This is a genomic window from Sphingomonas sp. (assembly GCF_036387595.1).
GTDB lineage: Bacteria > Pseudomonadota > Alphaproteobacteria > Sphingomonadales > Sphingomonadaceae > Sphingomonas.
In genome coordinates this window covers 106,667-128,112 of the sequence record NZ_DASVTL010000074.1, presented here as the reverse complement: position 1 = coordinate 128,112, position 21,446 = coordinate 106,667, and the positions used below count along the sequence as shown (strand labels likewise).

Sequence of the window (21,446 nt, the reverse complement as noted above, 5' to 3'; positions counted from 1 at the left end):
GCCGCGCCAACGGCCGACGCCAGCAGGGATTGCGCGGCCCGCATGCCCCGGCGATGCTGACGACAACGGGGGGCCGCAGATGATCTGGATACTCGATTCGCTTGCGCGCGAGACGATGCTCTTCGCCGCGGTCGGGCTGCTGATCGGCGGCGTGGACGATCTGGCGACCGACGCGGTCTATTGGGTGCGGCGACTGGCCGGGCACGATCGCGCGGTGCCGATCGCACGGCTCGGCGCCTGCGAAGGCGCGGGAAGATTCGTGATCTTCGTGCCGGCCTGGGACGAGGCGGCGGTGATCGGCGCCATGCTGGACACCGCGCTCGCTCGCATCCGGCATGAGGATTACCGCATCCACGTCGGCCTTTATCCGAACGACGCCGCGACCATCGCAGCGGTGACGAAGGTCGCACGGCGCGACGCGAGGGTGCGCGCGGTGGTGGGGCCGCGCGATGGCCCGACCACCAAGGCGGACTGCCTGAACGTGCTCTGGCATGACCTGAGACGAAGCGGGGCCGCGGTGCGCGCGGTCGTGCTCCACGATGCCGAGGATGTCGTCCACCCGGACGCGTTGCGCGTGTTCGATGTCCTGCTCGATACCCATGCGGTCGTGCAATTGCCGGTGCAGGCGCTGATCGCCGCCGGATCGCTGGTGTCGGGGGTGTATGCGGACGAGTTCGCGGAATCTCACGGACGCAACATGGTCGTGCGCGTGGCGCTGGGCGCGGGCATGCCGCTGGCGGGGGTAGGCTGCGCGATCCGCACCGACATGCTGACGCGGATCGCGGCGATGCGCGACGGCAATCCGTTCGACGCCGAAAGTCTGACCGAAGATTATGAGCTGGGCCTGAGAATCGCAGCATTTGGCGGTCGGGGCATCTTCGCGCAGGTGCTGGACGCGGATGGCGAACACGTCGCAACGCGCGCCTATTTCCCCGCCGACGTGCGCGCCGCGGTGCGGCAGAAGGCCCGCTGGATGATCGGCATCTCGCTCGCCGGGTGGGACCGGGTCGGCTGGGGGCGGTGGAGCGCGATCGGAGATCACTGGATGCGGATGCACGACCGGCGCGCACCGCTGGCGGTGCTCGTTCTGGCGGTCGCCTATATCGCGCTGCTTGCCTGGCCGATGAGCGCGCTCGCACATTGGGGCGCCGCAACGCCGATGCCGGCGGCGGGCGAGGGCCTGCTGGCGATCCTGGCAATCAACGGCGCGATGCTGCTGTGGCGGCTCGTTTCGCGGTTCGTCTTCACCACGCGGGTCTATGGCTTCGGCGAAGGGCTGTTGTCGGTGCCGCGCTTCGTCGTCGGCAACATCATCGCGCTGATGGCGGCGCGCCGGGCGATGCTGCGGTACATGGGCATGCTGCGCGGCCGCGCGCCGGTGTGGGACAAGACGCACCACATGTTCCCCGACGCCGAGGCGCTCGACGGTCGGTGACACGCGGCGGGCGGCCCTTGCGCTTCCTCGGCACGACGCTGGGCGGCTGGGTGCTGCTGCGCGTGGGGCTGCTGTGGCCGACGCTGGACGCACCCCGCGATTTGATCCAGCTGTTGGCGCCGCCGGCGGCCGCGGCGGGGCGCGCGCAGGCGGAAGCTCCGGCGGCATCGGTACTGCCCGGAAAACCGGCGGTTGACCTGCCTGCGATGCCGGCTCCGCGACCACCGATGCCCTCGCGCAACGGTGAGAACTCTGGCGCCGTGCGATCGTGGAGCACCGGGCATGATCGAAGCAGCCAGGAACCCGCGCCGATCGAGCAGGCCGGGGTGATCGCGCCGCCGCTGCGTCCCCTGCCCGCGCACCCGGAGCGGCGACTGAGCGCCAGCCTATGGGCAATCGCGCGCGATGGTCAGGCGCAGGGTCTGCCGGGCGGCCAATTGGGTGGGTCGCAAGCCGGAGTTCGGATCGCTTATGCACTCGGTGCGGCCCGGCGTTTCGCGCTCGCCGCGCGGATTTCGACGCCGCTGCAGGGCCGTGGCAGGGAAGCCGCGGCGGGGATCGAATTCCGCCCTCCCAACCTGCCGCTGCGCGTGATCGCCGAGCAGCGTGTGGCGCTCGACGGTGGGCGCGGCGGGCAGGCGCTCTACGCGGTCGGCGGCACCGCGCCGGTTCCGATTGCCGCAGGCTTCCGCCTCGAAGCCTATGCGCAAGCGGGCGTCGTGGTGCGGGGGCGCGCAGCGGGGTTCGCCGACGGCGCCGCCCGAGTAGCGCGCCCCGTCATTTCCCGCGAGACGCTGACCGTCGATTTGGGCATCGGCGCCTGGGGCGGGGTGCAGCCCGGCACGGCCCGCGTCGATCTCGGCCCGACGCTCGGCGTCGCGCTGCCGGTGGCGCAGCGCCGCGTGCGCCTGTCGATCGACTGGCGGCAGCGTATCGCCGGGCGGGCGCGGCCAGGCTCGGGGCCGGCGCTGTCGATCGGCAGCGACTTCTAGCGCATAGCCGCCGGCCGGTATAACCGGGCATCCGTGAACCTGTACCTTCCCATCGCCAATCTGTCGGTCAACGCGCTGGTGATCGTGCTGCTCGGCGGCGGGGTCGGGCTGTTGTCGGGGATGTTCGGGGTCGGCGGCGGATTCCTGACCACGCCGCTGCTGATCGTCTACGGCATTCCGCCGACCGTCGCGGCCGCCTCCTCGGCGAGCCAGGTGACCGGCGCCAGCGTCTCGGGCGTGTTCGCGCACTGGCGGCGGGGCGGCGTCGATCGCAAGATGGGCGGCGTGCTGGTGGCCGGGGGGGTGCTCGGCAGCTTCTTCGGGGCCTGGATATTCCGCTGGCTCCAGCAGCTTGGGCAGATCGATACCGTGATCGCGGTCGTCTATGTCGTCCTGCTCGGCTCGATTGGCGGGATGATGGCGCGCGAATCGCTCGGCACCATCGTCGCGGTCCGGCGCGGTCGGCCGCCCCGCGCGGCCAAGCGGCGCCATCATCCGCTGGTCGCGGCGCTGCCGTTCCGCACGCGCTTCTATGCCTCGGGCCTCTATATCTCGCCGCTCGCACCGCTGTTGCTGGGCTTTGCCGCCGGCATATTGACGATCCTGCTGGGGATCGGCGGCGGCTTCATCATGGTGCCCGCGATGATCTATCTGCTCGGCATGGCGACGCAGGTGGTGGTGGGCACGTCGCTTTTTCAAACGCTGTTCGTCACGGCGGTCGCGACGATGGTGCATGCGACGACGACCAAGGCGGTCGACATCGTCCTGGCCGCGCTGCTGCTGATCGGATCGGTCACCGGCGCGCAAGTCGGCGCGCGGTTCGCGACGCGTTTCCGGCCCGAACATCTGCGCCTCGCGCTGGCGATCATGGTGCTGCTGGTGGGCACGCGCATCCTGCTCGGGCTGGTCTGGCGGCCCGAGGAAATCTTTTCGGTCGAGCTGTCGTGAAGGGATATGCGCTGGCGATCGCCGCGCCGCTGCTGATGGCGCAAGCCAAGCCGGTCCTCGTGCCCGACGTATCGCAGCGCGATATCGAGATCGTCTATAGCTTCACCGGCGCCGACCTGCTGCTGTTCGGCGCGATCCTCTATCCCGGCGGCCGCGCCCCGGGGAGCGAGCGGCCCGCCGACATCGTCGTCGTGGTCAAGGGGCCGACCCAATCCGTCCTGATGCGCGAAAAGGAGAAAGTCGCCGGCATCTGGGTGAACGCCGCGCGGACAAGGTTTCGCTCGGCACCGTCCTTCTATGCGATCGCCTCTTCGCGTCCGGTCGGCACCCTGGTCGACGAGCGGACGCGTGCGATCTACGAACTCGGGCTCGACAGCCTGCAATTGTCGCCCGCATCGAACGCGCTGTCGGGCGAGCAGGCGCGGTTCACGCGCGGCCTCGTCGATCTCAAGCGTCGCGCCGGGCTGTATTACGAAGCACCGGGCAGCGTCGAGATCACCGATGGCGTGCTCTACCGAGCACGGGTGCGCATCCCGGCGCGGGTGCCCGTCGGTCGCTTCACTGCCGAAACCTTCCTGATTCGCGATGGCCGGGTGCTGGCCGCCGCGGTGCGCGACATCGACATCCGCAAATCGGGGTTCGAGCGCTTCGTCGCACGCGCGGCCGAGCGCTCGGCCTGGGTCTACGGCCTGGTCGCGGTGGCCTTGTCGGTGGGGTTGGGGTGGCTGGCCGGTTGGGCCGCGGGACGCCGCTGACACATGATCTTTACCTTTCGCGGGTAAATACCTGGGCTTAGTATCCCCGAGGACCATCGCATGAGCGAAATGCCCCGACCGCAGGTGTTCGAGCATGCCCAGCAGGCATCGGCTCACGAAAACGAATATGACGGCGCGATCGGCTTTGTCCTGACGGTCGCGGGGGCAAGCAGCAAGGTGGTGTTCGATCGCGCCACGCTGACTGCCGCGAACGCGAGCGAGCCTAGCGCAGCAGGCCAGGTCGGCAGCCAGATCAAGATGCGCGTCGGGGGGGCGTGGCTGATCGCCAACGTCCGCAGCCTGGCGCTGGAGGGCAGCGTCGGCGAACGGATCGTCGCCGAGATCGACTTTCTGGGGGAAGGCGACGAGGAACGGCTGACCGGCAAGCTCTACAATTTCCGCCGCGGCGTCACCCGCTATCCGATGCCGGGGTGCGACGTGTTCGCGGTGACGGACGCCGATCTTCATCAGATCTATGCCGCCGAGGATCGCGCCAGCATCGGCATCGGCACCGTCTATCCGACGCGCGACGTCCGCGCCTCGCTCTACATCGACGCGATGCTCGGCAAGCATTTCGCGCTGGTCGGATCGACCGGCACCGGCAAGTCGACCACCGCGGCCTTGATCCTGCACCGCATCTGCGAATTGGCGCCGCAGGGGCATATCGTGATGATCGACCCGCACGGCGAATATGCCGCGGCGTTCGCGGGCAACGGCGCGCTGTTCGACGTGTCGAACCTGGCGATGCCGTATTGGCTGATGAATTTCGAGGAGCATTGCGAGGTCTTCCTCACCACCCAGGGCGCGGAGCGGCAGCACGACGCCGACATCCTCGCGAAATGCCTGCTGGCCGCGCGGGCCAAGAACCGGCTGGGGCAGGAGATCGCCAAGCTGACCGTCGACGCGCCGATCCCCTATCTGCTCAGCGATCTGACCAACATCATCCAGAACGAAATGGGCAAGATGGACCGCGCCGGCGACACCGCGCCCTATCTGCGCGTCAAATCCAAGATCGAGGAGATCAAGGCCGATCCGCGCTATGGCTTCATGTTCTCAGGAATGCTGGTCGCCGACACGATGGCCGCATTCCTGGCACGCATCTTTCGCATGCCCGGCGGCGGCAAGCCGATCTCGATCATCGATGTGTCCGGCGTGCCTTCCGACATCACGTCGGTGGTCGTCGCGGTGCTGGCGCGGATGACCTTCGACTATGCAATCTGGTCGCGCAACGAGCCGCAGCGTCCGGTGCTGCTGGTCTGCGAGGAGGCCCATCGCTACATCCCCAGCAACGCCGACGCGACGTCCTCGGTGGGCCGCATCCTGAGCCGCATCGCCAAGGAAGGGCGCAAATACGGCGTCAGCCTGGGGCTGGTGACGCAGCGACCGTCGGATCTGGCGGAAGGGGTGCTGTCGCAATGCGGCACGATCATCGCGATGCGCCTGAACAACGACCGCGATCAGGCCTTCGTGCGCGCCGCCATGCCCGAGGGCGCGCGCGGTTTCCTCGATTCCATCCCTGCGCTGCGCAACCGCGAGGGCATCGTCTGTGGCGAAGGCGTCGCCATCCCGATCCGGGTGTCCTTCGACGCACTGGACGAGGCGAAGCGGCCCGCGTCCAGCGATCCGCTCTTTTCCCGATTATGGTGCGAAGTGGGCCGCGAGGACCAGATCATCCAGCGCACCGTCGCCCGGTGGCGCGCCCAGGGCCGATAGCGGCGCCGGGCCTATACCGTCACCTGTTCGCCTAGTTCCAGCACCTTGCCCGGCGGGATGCGCAGGAAGTCGGTCGGGTCGCTGGCGTTGCGTTGCAGGAACATGAACAGCCGATCCTGCCACGGCGGCATGCCCTTCTCCGCTTCGGGCTTGATGGTATTGCGGCCGATGAAGAACGATGTCCGCATGGCCTCGTCCGCCCGGCGCTCGGCCAGCGTATCGAGCCCCAGATCGTGGGGCACGTCCGGGGTTTCCATGAAGCCATAGGTCAGCACCACGCTGCTGAACGCATCGTCGATCCGCTCGGTCTTCGCACGTTCCTCCTGCGGCACGATCGGACGGTCGGTGGTGCGGATGCTGACGATCAGGTTGCGCGCGTGGAGCACCTTGTTGTGCTTGAGGTTGTGGAGCAGCGCACCGGGTGCCGCATCGGGGTTTGCGGTCAGGAACACCGCGGTGCCGGGGACGCGTTCGGGCGGACGGCGTTCGAGCGCGGCGGCCAGATCGGCGAGCGGGATCGCCTGACGCTTCTCGAAATCGCCGACGATGCCGCGGCCGCGCACCCACGTCTGGATAAGCACGCCGATCGCGGCGGCGATCACCAGCGGCACCCAGCCGCCTTCGGTCACGCGCAGGATGTTGGCGCCGAAGAACACGCTGTCGAGCGCTAAAAAGGGGAGGATAACGGCCAGCGCCAAGGGCCGCGACCAATTCCAGCGGTGGCGCACCACGATATAGGCCAGCAGCGTCGTCACCACCATCGTGCCCGTCACCGCGATGCCGTAAGCCGCGGCCATCGCCGACGACGTCTTGAACTGGACGACCAGCACCAGCACGCCCGCGAGCAGCAGCCAGTTGATGGCGGGCAGATAGATCTGCCCGGCGAACGCCGCCGAGGTCTGGCGGATGCGCAGCCGCGGCAGCAGGCCGAGCTGGATCGCCTGCTGGGTCAGCGAGAACGCGCCGGTGATGACCGCCTGGCTGGCGATGATCGTCGCCGCGCCCGCCAGCACGACCAGCCACGGGCGCAAAGCATCGGGCGCCATCAGGAAGAACCAGTCGGTGTTGGCGAACGGCTTGCCCGCCGCCGCCGCCGCCTCCAGCGTGGAAAGCGCAAACGCGCCCTGCCCCAGATAATTGAGGATCAGCGCGGGAAAGACGAGCGCGAACCAGCCGATGCGGATCGGCAGCCGGCCGAAATGCCCCATGTCGGCGGTCAGCGCCTCCGCGCCGGTGACGGTCAGGAACACCGCGCCCAGCACGAACAGCCCGGTCGTCCCGTGGGTCGCCATGAACGACACCGCATAGCCCGGCCAGATGACGCGTGCGATCGAGGGTTCGTCGGCGATATGCCACACGCCCAGCCCGCCGATCGCCAGAAACCACACGATGCACACCGGCCCGAACAGCCGGGAAACCTGCGCCGTGCCGCGCGACTGGATGAAGAACAGCCCGACCAGGATGACGATCGTCGTCGCGCGCACCACCGATTCGCTGAAGATGTCCGCCGCGTTCGGGATGGTGCGCAGCCCCTCCATCGCGGAGAGGACGGACAGCGCTGGCGTGATGATCGCATCGCCATAGAAAAGCGACGCGCCCATCGCACCCAGGACGATCGCGACCACCGAACGCTTGCCCAGCGCGCGCCGGGCGAGCGCGGCCAGCGCCAGCACGCCGCCCTCCCCCTGATTATCCGCGCGCATGAGGAAGATGACGTATTTGACGGTAACGACCAGGATCAACGACCAGAGCGCGAGGCTGAGCACCCCCAATATCTCGCTGGCGTCGATACCGTCCTTGCCCGATTGCGCGAGCGCTTCGCGAAAGGCGTAAAGGGGGCTGGTGCCGATATCGCCAAAGACGACGCCGATCGCACCCACCGTCAGCGCGGCCAGTGCGGGATGGGGCGCCGAATGCGGCGAAGCCTGAGGAACGGCAGACGGATCGGGCGACGACATGCAGGAGGCACCCTATGAGGACGGCGCGCTTTACGCGCATGGTGCCATGACGCAAGCGCTTGATCTACGTTCGCTCAATCGGCATGGCGCACCGATGGTTCCCTTTTCGTTCGGTGGGCACGCATGGCTGGCGCTCAGCGGCGGCGCCCTGTTCTGGCCCGCGCGTGCCGCGCTGCTGGTGGCGGACCTGCATTTCGAGAAGGCGAGCTGGTATGCCGGCTTCGGACAGATGCTGCCGCCCTATGACACGATGGCCACGCTCGCCGATCTGGCTGCGCTGGCGAGTGCGACGGCGGCACGCGAGATCTGGTGCCTGGGCGACAGCTTCCACGACGTCGCCGGATGCGAGCGGCTGCAGCCGGCGGCGCGCGACGCCCTGCGCGCGCTGACCGCATCGGTGCGCTGGACGTGGATCACCGGCAACCACGATCCGGTCGTTGCCGATCATTGCGGCGGCGCGGTGGTGGACGAGGCTCTGGTCGACGGCCTGGTGCTGCGCCACGAAGCGGACCCATGCGAGACGCGTTGCGAATTATCGGGGCATTTCCATCCCAAGCTGCGCATCCGGGTGCGCGGGCGGCAGGTGGCGCGGCGGTGTTTCGTGGCGACGGGGACCAAGCTGATCCTGCCCGCGTTCGGCGCGCTGACCGGCGGGCTGGACGTGACGCATCCCGAGATCGGCCGCGCGGTGGGCGGCGGTGCCGAGGCGCTGGTGCCGGTGGCGGACCGGATGCTGCGCTTTCCGATCGCGGCGTAAGTCTCATTCCTCCCCGCGCGGGGAGGGGGACCGCCGCGAAGCGGTGGTGGAGGGAGCTATCCACCAGCGGCGTCCTTTGTGGAGCGCCCCCTCCACCAGCCTGCGGCTGGTTCCTCTCCCCGTGCCGGGGAGGAGTTATCGCGCCAGCGTCGGGAATCCGGCGCGGAATGCCGCGACCTTGGGCTTGTCCCACGTCACGATATACGGATGCGCCGGGTTCCGGTCGAAGAAGTTCTGGTGATAGGCTTCGGCCGGGAAGAACCGGCCCTGCTCGATCCGCGTCGCGATGGGCTTGGCATAAGCGCCGGTGCGGTCGAGCTGGGCGACATAGGCGCGCGCGACTCGGGCCTGGTCCGGGGTCTGCGGAAAGATCGCGGAGCGGTAGCTGGGGCCGCTGTCCGGCCCCTGGCGGTTCACCTGGGTCGGATCGTGCGCGATCGAGAAATAGACGCGCAGCAGCGTGGCATAGCTGACCTTCGCGGGATCATAGGCGATCCGGATCGCCTCGGCATGGCGCGTGGTTTCGGTGGAAACCGCATCATACCTGGCGGTCTCGCGCGTGCCGCCGGCATAGCCCGAGGTGACGCCGGTCACCCCCTTCACCCGCTCGAACACCGCCTCCATGCCCCAGAAGCAGCCACCTGCGAGCACCGCGACCTGCGGTCCCTTTGCGGCGGGAACGTCGATGGCGGCGGCAGGGATGACGACCGCGCGCTCGGCGCCGGCGACGGTGGTGGCGAGGCCGATGGCAAAGATACCGGCGGCGGCGAGAAGGATGGGCGTGCGCATGGGGGGAATATGGTGAGGGCTCCGCGGCTTGCCACCCCCCGCTCCTTCCCGTTCACGGGGAGGATTTGGGGATCAGATCAACGCCAGTTCGGCCAGCCTGCCGACCAGCGCAGGTGGCATATCGGCCAGGCCGGCGGCGCCGCTGCCCAGATCGACCGGCGCGTCGGCATGTTCGAGGTAGCGCCAGCCCTGGTGCGCGCGCTTGGGCCGGGCGTGGACGAGGACGAGCGCGGAGTCGATATGGATGGCGACGCGGCCGCCCTCCGCCTCGCCGAAATGCAGGATCGCCGATCGCGCGACCAGCTGGTGCTTGATGATCCAGAAGAGCGAACCCGTGCCCGCCACCTCCTCGTGCCGCTTGGGCAGATAGCGGGTCGTCAGGAACAGCGGGCCTTCGCCGGCGCGCTGCGCCAGGCGCTCGGCGAGATGCTCGACGCTGGGATTGCCGAACGCGACTTTGGTGAGATGAAGGGGCACGCCAGCCGATGTGGGCTGCCGCGCCGCGCGATCAACTCCCCAGCCCCCATGCGGTCGCCAGGCCAAGGAACGCCAGGAAGCCCATCGAATCGGTGGTCATCGTCACGAAGACCGACGAGGCGACCGCCGGATCGGCGCCGAATCGCTCAAGGGTCAACGGCACCAGCACGCCCGCCAGCCCGGCGATGACGATGTTGGTCAGCATCGCCGCCGCGATCACCCCGCCTAGCTGGACGTTGCCGAAGACGAGCGCGACGCCGACGCCGATGATGACCGCGATCGTCAGGCCGTTGAGCACCGCCACGCGCATTTCGCGGCCGATCGCGCGCATCGTGTTCGACTGGGTCAGCTGATTGGTGGCGAGCGCGCGCACCGTCACCGCCATCGTCTGCGTCCCCGCATTGCCGCCAACGCCCGCCACGATCGGCATCAGCGTGGCGAGCGCCACCATCCGCGCGATCGTGCCCTCGAACGCGGCGATGATCGACGAGGCCAGCAGCGCGGTGAACAGGTTTGCGATCAGCCAGCGGACGCGCGCGACATAGCTTTCGCGGATCGGCTCGTTGATGTCGCCCTCGCCTGCGCCCGACAGCAGCAGCGCGTCCTGTCCTGCCTCTTCCTGGATGATGTGGACGATGTCGTCGACCGTCACCATGCCGACCAGCCGCCCGCCGCCGTCGACCACCGCCGCCGAAATCAGCGCATATTTCTGGAAGCGCAGCGCGACTTCTTCCTGATCCATGTCGACCGGGATCAGCGTCTGTTCGCGCTTCATCACGTCGGCCATCGCGATGCCGCGCGGGGTGCGCAGAATCCACGACAATTGGCAGGTGCCGACCGGGCGGTGCGCCGGATCGACGACGAATATCTCCCAGAAGTCGGTCGTCAGCTCCTCGTGGCCGCGCAGATAGTCGATCGCGTCGCCGACGGTCCAATGTTCGGGCACCGCGATCAGTTCGCGCTGCATCAGGCGGCCGGCGGATTCCTCCGGATAGCTCAGCGCCTCCTCGATCGCGGCACGATCGTCGGGATCGAGCGCGCGCAGCACCGCGCGCTGCTCGTCCTCGTCCATGTCCTCGATGATCGCGACCGCATCGTCGGTGTCGAGTTCGGACGCCAGGTCGGCGACCTCGCTGGCGGTCAGTGCGTCGATCAGATCCTCGCGGACGTAATCGTTCATCTCGGCGAAGACGTCGCCGTCGAGCAGGTCGGCGACCGCATGCGCCAGACCGGCGCGATCCTCACGCGGGGTCAGTTCGAACAGATCGGCGACGTCGGCGGGGTGGAGCGGCTCGACGAGCGCGCGTGCGCCCTCGGTATCGCCCGCCTCGACCGCGTCGAGGACGGCACGGACGAATTCGGGTTTCAGGCGGTCGTCGCGGTCCAGTTGCTCGGCGACCTGGGTTTCGCCGTCCGCCTCGGGGAGTTCACTTTCCGTCACGCGGCATGCCTCCCTTGCTGCGGTTCGGCGGCTCTACTGTGCGGCGCCGCGATTTGCCAGTCAGGGCACGCGTCCCTATCTGCGCCACGCGACATTCCCTGGAGACCGATGATGGCCGATACCCCAAGCACGCTGACCCTGACGCTCGAAGGCGGCGACGTGACGATCAAACTGCGTTCCGACCTGGCCCCCAACCATGTCGCGCGCATCGTCGAACTGGCGAACGAGGGCTTTTACGACGGCGTGGTGTTCCACCGCGTCATTCCCGGCTTCATGGCGCAGGGCGGCGATCCCACCGGCACCGGCACCAGCGGATCGGACAAGCCGAACCTGGCGCAGGAGTTTTCGAGCGAACCGCATGTGCGCGGCATCTGTTCGATGGCGCGGACGAGCGATCCCGATTCGGCCAATTCGCAATTCTTCATCGTGTTCGACGACGCCAAGTTTCTGGATCGGCAATATACCGTCTGGGGCGAAGTCACCGGCGGCATGGAGCTGATCGACGCGCTGCCGACCGGTGAGCCGCCGCGTTCGCCGGGCAAGATCGTGAAGGCTGTGGCGGCGTAGGAATATTTGTCCTCCCTCGCGATAGCGGGGGAGGTGGCAGCCGCAGGCTGACGGAGGGGGCAAGCGAGCTGTCGAGCGTTTCGCTTTCCCCCTCCACCACTCGGCTAACGCCCAGCGGTCCCCCTCCCCCGCTAGCGCGGGAGAGGACTAGGAGGTTCAAGCCTCGACCAAAGTCTTCAGCAGCCAGTCGTGGAACATCTTCACCGGCTTCTGCAAAAGCGCGCGCGGGCGGCAGACGAACCAGTAGCTGTACGGACTCTCGACCTCGATCCCGAACAGTCGGACGAGTCGCGGGTCGTTGGCGTCTTCGAAGTGGCTGGCGTGCATGAAGGCCACGCCCAGGCCCTGCGCCGCGGCCTCCAGCATCAGCGCGCCCGAATCGAACATGTCGATCGCCACCGGCTCTACGTCCGCCAGCCCGGCCGCGTCGCGCCAGGCGTCGAACGTATCGGGCATGTCGCGGTGAACCAGCGCGCTGAGCGACGCCAGCTGGGCTGGTTCGGCAATCGGCGTCTCGCCCTCGACCAGTGCACGCGCGCCGATGACATAGACCGAATTGCGATCCAGCCGCTTGGCATAGAGCGCCGGGTCTATATCACGGGCAAGCGCGATCGCGGCATCGAGTCCCTCGCCGAGCCGCGCGATGCCGTGCCCGGCGGTGTCGATGTCGAGATGGAGTTCGGGATGCGCGGCGCGCAGCTCGCCCAGCCGCGGGAACAGCCGCTGGGAGGCATAGAGCGGCAGGATGCCCAGGCGCAGCCGCAACACTTCGGTGCTGCTCGTCATCGCCTCCACCGCGTCGGAGAGTTGATCGAGCACCGGCGCGATCTGCGCCATCAGGCGTTCGCCATCGGCGTTGGCGACCATCGCCTGGTGACGACGGTCGAACAGCGGCTTGCCGATGAAGCGTTCCAGGCTCTGGACCCGGCGGCTGAGCGCGGGAGCGGACAGCGCGAGTTCCTGCGCCGCCGCCTTCGCCGATCCCAGGCGGGCGACCTGAACGAACGCCTCGATGGCGCCGAGTGGGGGCAGCCTGCGCATGGATCAGGCTGTTGTGCGCTGCGTCATGCAGACAATCTGTCGTGCCACACGGCGCCTTGCAAGGAACGATTGCAAAATGAACAAGCGCGACAGCGCCTTTCGCAATTGCAGCAAATGCCGCGCTGCCGCAAAAGGACGGTGCCTTTCAGGCATCCTCTCCTAAAAACTTTCAAGGGGCTGGTCGCAAGACCGGCCCTTTTTTTCGTTCGTCAGGCGTGCTGCCGGTCCGCGGCACCACGGCGTATCGCGGAACCCACGCGGCACTCGCGCGCTTCCAAGGGCCGACGAGAGGAATGCCATGCCCGACACCGAAACGCCCGGCCGCCGCATACAGGTGGCCAACAGCCGGCCGGAGGATTCGGGCCGCGGACTGGCGCATCTGCCGCGCGCGCTGATGGCCGCGCTCCAGGTCGGCGAGGGTGACGTGATCGAGATCGTGGGCAAACAGTCCACTCCGGCGCGGGTCGTCGGCCCTTATCCCGAGGATGAAGGCCTCGACCTGCTGCGCATCGACGGATTGCAGCGCGCGAACGCGGGCGTCGGGTCAGGCGATTTCGTCGAGGTGCGCAAGGCCGATTCGAAGCCCGCCACCCGCGTCGTCTTCGCCCCCGCCCAGCAGAACCTGCGGTTGCAGGGATCGACCAACGCGCTGAAACGCACGTTCCTGGGGCGGCCGTTCTGCCAGGGGGACGTCGTGGCGACCGCGGGACACCAAAGGGTGTCGGACATGCCGCCGGGCGTGCAGCGCTTCATGAACGCGCCGGCCTATGCCTTGCAGGAAATCCGGCTGGTCGTGGTGTCGGCCACGCCCAAGGGCATCGTCCACATCGACGAGCACACCGAGATCGAACTGCTGCCCGAATATACCGAGCCGCAGGCGGCGCGGCGGGCGGACGTGACCTATGACGATATCGGCGGCATGGCGGCGACGATCGACCAGTTGCGCGAAATGGTCGAACTGCCGCTGCGCTATCCCGAATTGTTTCAGCGGCTGGGCGTCGATCCGCCCAAGGGCGTGCTGCTCCACGGCCCGCCGGGCACCGGCAAGACGCGCCTGGCGCGCGCGGTGGCGAACGAGAGCGACGCGCAATTCTTCCTCATCAACGGTCCCGAGATCATGGGATCGGCCTACGGCCAGTCCGAAGCGCAACTGCGTGAGGTCTTCGAACAGGCGACCAAGGCGGCGCCATCGATCGTCTTCATCGACGAGATCGATTCGATCGCCCCCAAGCGCGACCGGGTGCAGGGCGAGACCGAGAAGCGCCTGGTCGCGCAATTGCTGACGCTGATGGACGGGCTGGAAGCGCGCGCCAATCTGGTGGTGATCGCGGCGACCAACCGGCCCGAGGCGCTCGACGAGGCGCTGCGGCGGCCGGGCCGGTTCGACCGCGAGATCGTCGTCGGGGTTCCCGACGAGCGCGGACGGCGCGAGATCCTGGGCATCCACACCCGCGGCATGCCGCTTGGCGACACGGTCGATCTGGCCGAGCTGGCGCGCACCACCTACGGCTTCGTCGGCGCCGATCTGGCGGCGTTGGCGCGCGAGGCGGCGATCGAGGCGATCCGGCGGATCATGCCGCGCCTGAACCTGCAGGATCGCACCGTGCCGGCCGAGGTGCTCGACACGCTGTCGGTGACCCGCGAGGATTTCCTGGAGGCGCTCAAACGCGTCCAGCCATCGGCGATGCGCGAGGTGATGGTGCAGGCGCCGACGGTGCGCTGGGCGGACGTCGGCGGGCTCGACGATGCGCAGATGCGGCTGAAGGAAGGCGTCGAACTGCCGCTGAAGAACCCCGATGCGTTCCGGCGGCTCGGGATACGGCCCGCCAAGGGCTTCCTGCTCTATGGGCCGCCGGGCACGGGCAAGACCCTGCTCGCCAAGGCGGTGGCGCGCGAGGCGGAGGCGAATTTCATCGCCACCAAATCGAGCGACCTGCTGAGCAAATGGTATGGCGAGAGCGAACAGCAGATCGCCCGGCTGTTCCAGCGCGCACGCCAGGTCGCGCCGACCGTGATCTTCATCGACGAACTCGATTCGCTGGTCCCCGCGCGTGGCAGCGGTGCGGGCGAGCCGCAGGTGACCGAGCGCGTGGTCAACACCATCCTGGCCGAGATGGACGGGCTGGAGGAATTGCAGTCGGTCGTCGTGATCGGCGCGACCAATCGCCCGAATCTGGTCGATCCCGCGCTGCTCAGGCCCGGGCGGTTCGATGAACTGATCTATGTCGGCGTACCCTCGCAGGAAGGACGCGCGCGCATCCTGGGCATCCAGACCGCGCGGATGCCACTGGGGCCGGACGTGGATCTGGCGCGCGTCGCGGCGCGCACCGACCGGTTCACCGGCGCCGATCTGGAGGACGTCGTTCGGCGGGCCGGCCTCGTCGCGCTGCGGCGCGACATCGCCTCGATCGTCGTCACGATGGCGGATTTCGAGGAAGCGCTGAAGGAATCGCGCGCCAGCGTGACGCCGGAGACCGAACGCGATTACGAACTGATCGCAGCACGCCTGAAACAAGATGCCGCCGCGATTCAGCCGATTGGCTTCATCACCCCCGGACAACTTACGCCGCGCGGCAACAAGGGGCAAGATTAGCTAGAGCATAATGACCTTGGATTGACTTACTTCCGTTCGTCCTGAGGAGTGGCTGATCGCAGCCAAAGGCCCGTCTCGAAGGACAGTGGGTCTCACCTGTCCTCGAGACGCCGCTTCGACCTCGCTCAGCGGCTCCTAAGGACGATCGGATCGGTATCGAGTCGTCATTTTCTAGGGCTGCTCCTTGAGCGCCACCCAGCAATAGGCGATCATCACCGCGCACGCCGCCCCCGCAGTCAGATACGGCAGCGCATGTTGCGCTTCGTAGAGGCCGACGCCGATCGACGGGCCGAGGACGAAGCTGGCGCCGTTGACGCTGGTGACCTTGCCCGCCACCGATCCTTGCGCCTCGGCGCCCACGGCCAGGCTGGCGCCCGCTGTAAAGCCGGGGCGGGTGAAGCCGAAGCCCAGGCTGGCGAGCGCATAAGCGGTGGCGATGCCGTAGAGCGAGGTGGCGAGGCCGGTCAGCGCCGTGCCCAAAGCCGCGATCGCCAGCCCGATCAGCACCAGCTGGCGCGGGGTCAGCGACAGTCGCGGGATGACCCCCCATTGCGCCAGCAGCGCCGCGCCGGCCCCCATCATCAGCACCAGGCTGGTCGGCTGCAGCGCCTCGGCCGGCGCGACGTTCAGCCGGTCGATGACCAGAAACCCGATCGCCTGGCCGGTCATCGCCTGCGCATGCCCCATCACCAGCCCGGCGATCATCCAGCCGCGGATGCGGCGGTCGCCATAGCCGATGCGTTCGCTGTGCGACTGGGTTGCGGAAATCACGGTGGCGCCGCTGGGGGCGCCGCCGATCGAGGGATAGGCGCTGCTGCTGCCGTGCGTATCGTCTATGCCGGGTATTCGCGCGCGATCGTCGGCCAGCATCCGCCGCACCGTGATCCACACGCCCACACCGAACAGCGCGAAGACGAACGCCGGCCCCGCCAGCCCGATCTCGGTCTCGCCGAAATGTCCCAGGATCAGGAGCGGCGCGATCGCGGGGCCGAGGATGGTGCCCAAGCCGAACGCGGAGGCGAGCAGGGTCAGCGCCTTGGTCCGCTCCTCGCGCGTCGTCTCTCCGGCGACCAGCGCCTGGACCGCGGGTGGGGCCGCGGCGCCGAACAGGCCATAGATCAGGCGACCGCCGATGAAGGCCGCGAATGCGGCGGTGCCGCCGATCCATCCGTTGATCCCGGCCATCAGAAACAGGCCGCACAGCAGCAGCGAGACCGCGAACCCGCCGATGCCCAGCAGGATCATCGCACGCCGGCCATGTCGATCGGAACGGTTCGCCCAGAACGGTGCGGCGATCACCCACAACAGCGCGGAAACCGAAAAGGCCGCCGCCACCGCGCTGTCGGCGACGCCCAGCGAGCGGCCGAGCGCGGGGAGGACCGATTGCAGCCCGGTGTTGCCCGCCGCGATCGTCAGCATGACCAGGAACATCAGCGGAAAGGTGCCCCGCATGGTCATGCGCGGCACCACGCATAACTGCGGGTGACCCCGGCAACCGCGACTTCGTAGGATACGTACCAGCGCGCGCGCCCCGTGGCCCGGATCGCGGCATGGGCGGCATCTTCGCGCCAGGCGACCGCAGCCGCTTCGTCCGCCCACCAGCTGACGGTAATGCCGAACCCGGCCGCATCGCGAGCGCTGTCGATGCCGCGATAACCCGGCTGGCGTGCCGCGCGCGCGTCCATCGCCGCGGCGGCTTGCGCATAGCCTTCGTCGTCGGCGGGCGTGCGCGTCGCGATGAAGATCACCGCGATCTGCCCGGTGCGATCCGCTTTGGCGTTCTCGTCCATCACGGCTCGATTGCGCCGGTTTGCCGGCGCGATGCAACCCCAGTGCTTGAAAGGTGTTTGCGAAACGTGCGACGGACTTGACTGCCCTTCGCGGGAAACGGCCGACCAGGAACAGGATGTCCATGCCCAGCACGACCACCACCGCGCGACGTGCGCGCACCCGTACCCCCGGCGTGCCCACCCCGTGGCAGATGTTCTTCCAGCAATTCCTGAAACATCCGGTGATGGTCGGGTCGATCGTGCCGTCGTCCGACCGGCTGATCCGCAAGATGCTGGGACCGGTGGATTGGGCCAATACCAAATTGTTCGTCGAATATGGGCCGGGTGTCGGCACCTTCTGCCCCGCGATCCTGGATCGGATGACGCCCGATGCGCAGTTGATCGTGATCGACACCAACGCCGATTTCATCCGCTATCTGCGCCACACGATCACCGATCCACGGTTCGTCGCGGTTCACGGATCGGCGGCGGACGTCGAGCGGATCGTGCGCGACCACGGCCACGACCATGCCGATTACGTGCTCTCGGGCCTGCCCTTTTCCACCCTGCCCCCCGGCGTCGGCCCGGCCATCGCGGCCGCGACGCAGCGGGTGATCCGGCCGGGCGGCGCGTTCCTGGTGTATCAATATTCGCCGCGCGTGCGGCTGTTCATCGCGCCGCACTTCACCGACATCGACCACGAAATGGAATGGTGGAACGTGCCCCCGGCCCAGCTCTATTGGGGGTGGAAGACCAAAGGCGCGGCTGCTGCCACGCCGATGCAAGGCTAGCACCCGACGCGGGTGGTTTCGCTGTCTCGGGTTTCACCCGTCGTCGATCCCGAAATTCAGCCCGCGCGACACGCCCGGATCGACCACCGCCACCAGGAAATAGGCGACGAACTGTCGCAGCCGTTGCAGCCAGCCGGTTTGCGCCTTGTAGAGCGCGGGCGTGATCTCGACCGAGCGTGCGACCTCACCGTCGATATAGGCTCGGACGTGCGCGGCGAACGCGGCATCGTCGATCCGCAGCATCAGTTCGAGGTTGATGAACAGGCTGCGCATGTCGAAATTCGCCGAACCGACATGGACGACGTCGTCGACGACGTAGAGCTTGGTGTGCAGCTTGCTCGGCTGATATTCGAACAGCCGCACGCCCTTGCGCAGCAGCCCCGCGTAGCCGAAGCGCGCCGCGGCGATGGTGGCGCTATTGTCGGATTTGGCGGCGGTGACGATGCGAACACGCTTGGCGGCAGCTCCTGCGCGCTTGATCCGGCGCAGGATCAGCGGACTGGGGGTGAAATAGCCCGCGATGATGTCGATGCACTTGCCCGCCGCGATGTCCGCGCGCAGCGTGCGCGCCCAGGGTGACAGCTTGCGCGTCGGCCCGCCGATCAGCCAGCGCAGCGGACCGCTGCCCTCGCTGAATCTGGACAGGATCCTGTTGACCGGGCGGACGCGGGCCTTGGGCCCGGTGATCGCGCGGTGCAGCGCATCGAAATAGGGTGCCATGCGCGCCGCAGCGGGGCCTTCGACGAGCAGCCCCAGGTCGCGCCACGCCTGATCGGCGGCGGTGCCGAAATAATCGTCCTCGACGTTGAAGCCGCCGATGATGATCCGCGCATCGCCGCCATCGCCGTCGGCGAGCGCCAGCTTCTGGTGGTTGCGCAGCAGGTAGCGGCGCCCGAACCGTGGCGCGAAACGGCATACCGATCCGCCCGCATCCTCGATCGGTGCGAAGAAGGCAGCGTCGACCGGGCTGCCGAAACCGTCGATGATGAGCGAAACGCTCACTCCGCGCGCGGCCGCGGCAGCGAGGGCTGCGTTGACCCGGCAGCCGGTGTCGTCGTCGGCGTAGATGTAATAGAGGATGCGCAACGACACCCGCGCGCCGTCGATCAGCGCAAGCAGCGCATCAAGGCGCTGCGGCCCTGTATCGAGCAGCGTCAGGCGGTTGCCATCGACCGCGAATGTCGGCTGGGCAGGAGCATCCGAGGGGTCGGGCATGGCCGGGAGATGGCCGACGCGCGGCGTTCCGGCAACCTGTATCCTTGACTAAAGGCGTGGGCACGGATAGGCGCCCGCCTTTCCCCATCGTTAGCTAACGAAGGACACGGCATGGCACGCGTCACCGTCGAGGATTGCGTCGACAAGATTCCCAACCGGTTCGACCTGGTGTTGTTCGCCGCCCAGCGCGCGCGGCAGATATCGGGCGGCGCCGATCTGACGATCGACCGCGACCGCGACAAGAACCCGGTCGTGGCGCTGCGCGAGATCGCCGAGGAGACGGTGCGTCCCAAGCACCTCGAGGAAGCCGCGATCAACAGCCTGCAAAAGGTCCAGATCGACGACGAGGACGAGGTGGATGCGGTCGGCTCGCTCTCCGCATCGGCAGAGGCGCTGCGCCTGACCGCCGCGGCCCCCCCGCGCAACCAGAACCTGGGCGCCGATTACGAGGGCTGACGCCCGGATCGTCTGATGCACCGCCAAGGGGCCGTGGCAGCGATGCCGCGGCCCTTTGTGCGTCCCGCTAGAGTGTGATGAAATGAGCCTGACCCACGCCGTTCGTCCTGAGTAGCCATCGAGTAGCTGCGCAGCAGCGTATCCAGAGGGCGTATCGAAGGACAGGGGACTCGCGTACCAATTGTGCTTCGATACGAGCCCTCGATACGCCGCTTGCGCGGCTACTCGGTCTCTACTCAGCGAACGGGTAAAGGTGACGTCATCACGCTCTAGGCCGCTTCCGCCGCCGCGGTGGTCCATCCCAGGCGCGGGATCGTGATCGACCGCTTCCCCGACAGATCGGTGCGGCACACGATCAGATCGCGCGATTCGATATAGGTCATCAGCCGGCGCACCCGGCCGAGCGAACTGGTGCCATAGGTTTCGGCCAGCGCCGCATCGGACGGGCACGGCCCGCCCTCCCGCGCCGCGCGCGCCACGAGCAGGAACGCGCCCAGCATGTCGTCGGGCAGGTCGCCGGCCAGCGTCAGCGCCTCGTCCCAGGCGGGATCGGCGATGTCGAAGACGCCGGCACGCGCCGCCGACAGCCGCCGCGCGAAGGTCGACAGATCGAGCGGCGGACGCGCCAGCCCCGCCATCCGGCAGCGCACCTGAAAATCCTGGAACAGCACCGATGCGGGGCGCAGCGTGGCATCGCGATCCTCGACGATCGCGCGCATCACCCCGGCCAGCAATGCGTCGAGTTCCTCCGGCGCCCGTTCGGGCTCGGGCGAGCGCACCGTCGCCGGGCGCGACAGATCCGCGATCAGCTCGTCGGCGGGCACCCGGCGGGGGCGGGCCTCGAAGGTCATCGGCAGCTGCGGCGCCTCGTCCACCGCGGGTTCCGCGAACACCAGCCCGGCCAGGTCGGCGGCGGGTGCGCTCGGCAGCGGGGTCAGCTTGGGGCTGCCGCTGCGCGCCGCGGTATCGACCGGGCCGATCCGCACCGACACCGGTCGCCGCGATACCGCCGGGCCGAGCGCCAGAAAGTGCCCGCGCGGCAGATCGCGGATCGCCTCCGCCTGACGCCGCTCCATGCCCAGCAGATCGGCGGCGCGCGCCATGTCGATATCCAGGAAGGTGCGCCCCATCAGGAAGTTCGACGCCTCCGCCGCGACGTTCTTCGCCAGTTTGGCCAGCCGCTGCGTCGCGATCACGCCAGCCAGCCCGCGCTTGCGCCCCCGGCACATCAGATTGGTCATCGCGCCCAGCGACGCGCGGCGTACCTCCTCGGACACCTCGCCCCCCGCGGCAGGCGCGAACAATTGCGCCTCGTCCACGACCACCAGCGCCGGATACCAATGTTCGCGCGGCGCATCGAACAGCGCGGAGAGGAACGCCGCCGCGCAGCGCATCTGCCCCTCGGCCTCCAGCCCCTCCAGGCTCAACACCACCGACGCGCGGTGCTCGCGCAACCGCGCGGCGAGGCGCGCGATCTCACGCTCGCTATAATCCGGTGCCTCGATCACGACATGGCCGTAAGCCGGGCCGAGGGTCACGAAATCGCCCTCGGGGTCGATCACCACCTGCTGCACCTGCCCCGCCGATCGCTCCAGCAGGCGGCGCAGCAGGTGCGACTTGCCCGACCCGGAATTGCCCTGGACGAGCAGCCGGGTGGCGAGCAATTCTTCGAGGTCGATGGGGACGGGGGCGCCGCGTTCGTCGGTCCCCATGTCTACGCTGACGGTCATCGCACATGCGTGTGGCCGA

The 21,446-nt window shown here is 68.3% G+C and carries 19 protein-coding genes; 10 read left to right on the top strand and 9 right to left on the bottom strand.

All coding sequences use genetic code 11. From position 1 onward, the window contains the following. Nucleotides 1-79 precede the first annotated feature (79 nt). From VF643_RS07420 to VF643_RS07400, 5 genes are read left to right on the top strand one after another with little or no spacing between them, the layout of a single operon-like run. Nucleotides 80-1,435 (top strand): glycosyl transferase family protein, encoded by a 1,356-nt coding sequence (locus VF643_RS07420; protein WP_331042731.1) that lies wholly within the window; start codon nt 80-82, stop codon nt 1,433-1,435. Between the two features lie 17 nt (nt 1,436-1,452). Beyond that, on the top strand, nt 1,453-2,427 hold the full coding sequence (locus VF643_RS07415; protein ID WP_331042730.1) for a hypothetical protein: 975 nt from the start codon (nt 1,453-1,455) through the stop codon (nt 2,425-2,427). 33 nt (nt 2,428-2,460) lie between these two features. Continuing rightward, entirely contained in the window at nt 2,461-3,375 is a 915-nt protein-coding gene (locus tag VF643_RS07410; protein WP_331042729.1) for a sulfite exporter TauE/SafE family protein, read from the top strand. A gap of 35 nt (nt 3,376-3,410) precedes the next feature. Further along, nucleotides 3,411-4,130, top strand: coding sequence for a TIGR02186 family protein (locus VF643_RS07405; protein WP_331042798.1), 720 nt, complete (start codon nt 3,411-3,413; stop codon nt 4,128-4,130). Nucleotides 4,131-4,190: 60 nt separating this feature from the next. Further along, complete coding sequence (locus VF643_RS07400) at nt 4,191-5,843, top strand: ATP-binding protein (RefSeq protein ID WP_414713815.1); 1,653 nt, start codon at nt 4,191-4,193, stop codon at nt 5,841-5,843. A gap of 11 nt (nt 5,844-5,854) precedes the next feature. On the opposite strand, the gene VF643_RS07395 is transcribed toward VF643_RS07400, so the two are convergent. Continuing rightward, the gene (locus tag VF643_RS07395) at nt 5,855-7,801 is read right to left on the bottom strand and encodes a potassium transporter Kup (protein ID WP_331042728.1); all 1,947 of its coding nucleotides are present in this window, start codon (nt 7,799-7,801) and stop codon (nt 5,855-5,857) included. A gap of 94 nt (nt 7,802-7,895) precedes the next feature. Here VF643_RS07395 and pdeM point away from each other — a divergent pair, with 94 nt between their 5' ends. Further along, entirely contained in the window at nt 7,896-8,558 is a 663-nt protein-coding gene (gene pdeM / locus VF643_RS07390) for a ligase-associated DNA damage response endonuclease PdeM (RefSeq protein ID WP_331042796.1), read from the top strand. Nucleotides 8,559-8,693: 135 nt separating this feature from the next. Here the strand turns inward: pdeM and msrA are convergent, their stop codons facing one another. The 3 genes from msrA to mgtE form a co-directional block, all read right to left on the bottom strand. After that, nucleotides 8,694-9,347 carry a peptide-methionine (S)-S-oxide reductase MsrA gene (gene msrA, locus VF643_RS07385; RefSeq protein ID WP_331042727.1) on the bottom strand — a complete coding sequence of 218 codons (654 nt, stop codon included), beginning with the start codon at nt 9,345-9,347 and terminating at the stop codon, nt 8,694-8,696. 72 nt (nt 9,348-9,419) lie between these two features. After that, entirely contained in the window at nt 9,420-9,824 is a 405-nt protein-coding gene (locus tag VF643_RS07380) for a DUF1489 domain-containing protein (protein WP_331042726.1), read from the bottom strand. Between the two features lie 31 nt (nt 9,825-9,855). Beyond that, complete coding sequence (gene mgtE, locus VF643_RS07375; protein ID WP_331042725.1) at nt 9,856-11,265, bottom strand: magnesium transporter; 1,410 nt, start codon at nt 11,263-11,265, stop codon at nt 9,856-9,858. A gap of 111 nt (nt 11,266-11,376) precedes the next feature. Here mgtE and VF643_RS07370 point away from each other — a divergent pair, with 111 nt between their 5' ends. Continuing rightward, a complete protein-coding gene (locus VF643_RS07370) occupies nt 11,377-11,832 on the top strand; it encodes a peptidylprolyl isomerase (protein ID WP_331042795.1) in 456 nt (151 codons plus the stop codon). A gap of 156 nt (nt 11,833-11,988) precedes the next feature. Here the strand turns inward: VF643_RS07370 and VF643_RS07365 are convergent, their stop codons facing one another. Next, a complete protein-coding gene (locus VF643_RS07365; protein WP_331042724.1) occupies nt 11,989-12,873 on the bottom strand; it encodes a LysR substrate-binding domain-containing protein in 885 nt (294 codons plus the stop codon). A gap of 298 nt (nt 12,874-13,171) precedes the next feature. On the opposite strand from VF643_RS07365, the gene VF643_RS07360 reads away from it, so the two are divergent. Next, complete coding sequence (locus tag VF643_RS07360; RefSeq protein WP_331042723.1) at nt 13,172-15,466, top strand: CDC48 family AAA ATPase; 2,295 nt, start codon at nt 13,172-13,174, stop codon at nt 15,464-15,466. 171 nt (nt 15,467-15,637) lie between these two features. On the opposite strand, the gene VF643_RS07355 is transcribed toward VF643_RS07360, so the two are convergent. Beyond that, nucleotides 15,638-16,924, bottom strand: coding sequence for an MFS transporter (locus VF643_RS07355; RefSeq protein WP_331042722.1), 1,287 nt, complete (start codon nt 16,922-16,924; stop codon nt 15,638-15,640). Beyond that, nucleotides 16,921-17,256, bottom strand: coding sequence for an antibiotic biosynthesis monooxygenase family protein (locus tag VF643_RS07350; protein WP_331042721.1), 336 nt, complete (start codon nt 17,254-17,256; stop codon nt 16,921-16,923). The genes VF643_RS07355 and VF643_RS07350 overlap by 4 nt, the downstream gene beginning before the upstream one ends. Nucleotides 17,257-17,378: 122 nt before the next feature. Here VF643_RS07350 and VF643_RS07345 point away from each other — a divergent pair, with 122 nt between their 5' ends. Then, the gene (locus tag VF643_RS07345) at nt 17,379-18,026 is read left to right on the top strand and encodes a class I SAM-dependent methyltransferase (RefSeq protein WP_331042720.1); all 648 of its coding nucleotides are present in this window, start codon (nt 17,379-17,381) and stop codon (nt 18,024-18,026) included. A gap of 33 nt (nt 18,027-18,059) precedes the next feature. On the opposite strand, the gene VF643_RS07340 is transcribed toward VF643_RS07345, so the two are convergent. Then, a complete protein-coding gene (locus VF643_RS07340; protein WP_331042719.1) occupies nt 18,060-19,241 on the bottom strand; it encodes a phosphatidylserine/phosphatidylglycerophosphate/cardiolipin synthase family protein in 1,182 nt (393 codons plus the stop codon). Nucleotides 19,242-19,352: 111 nt separating this feature from the next. Here VF643_RS07340 and rpoZ point away from each other — a divergent pair, with 111 nt between their 5' ends. Then, nucleotides 19,353-19,697 (top strand): DNA-directed RNA polymerase subunit omega, encoded by a 345-nt coding sequence (gene rpoZ, locus VF643_RS07335; protein ID WP_331042718.1) that lies wholly within the window; start codon nt 19,353-19,355, stop codon nt 19,695-19,697. A 269-nt stretch (nt 19,698-19,966) separates the two neighbouring features. On the opposite strand, the gene VF643_RS07330 is transcribed toward rpoZ, so the two are convergent. Next, on the bottom strand, nt 19,967-21,427 hold the full coding sequence (locus tag VF643_RS07330) for an ATP-binding protein (RefSeq protein WP_331042717.1): 1,461 nt from the start codon (nt 21,425-21,427) through the stop codon (nt 19,967-19,969). Nucleotides 21,428-21,446 lie beyond the last annotated feature (19 nt).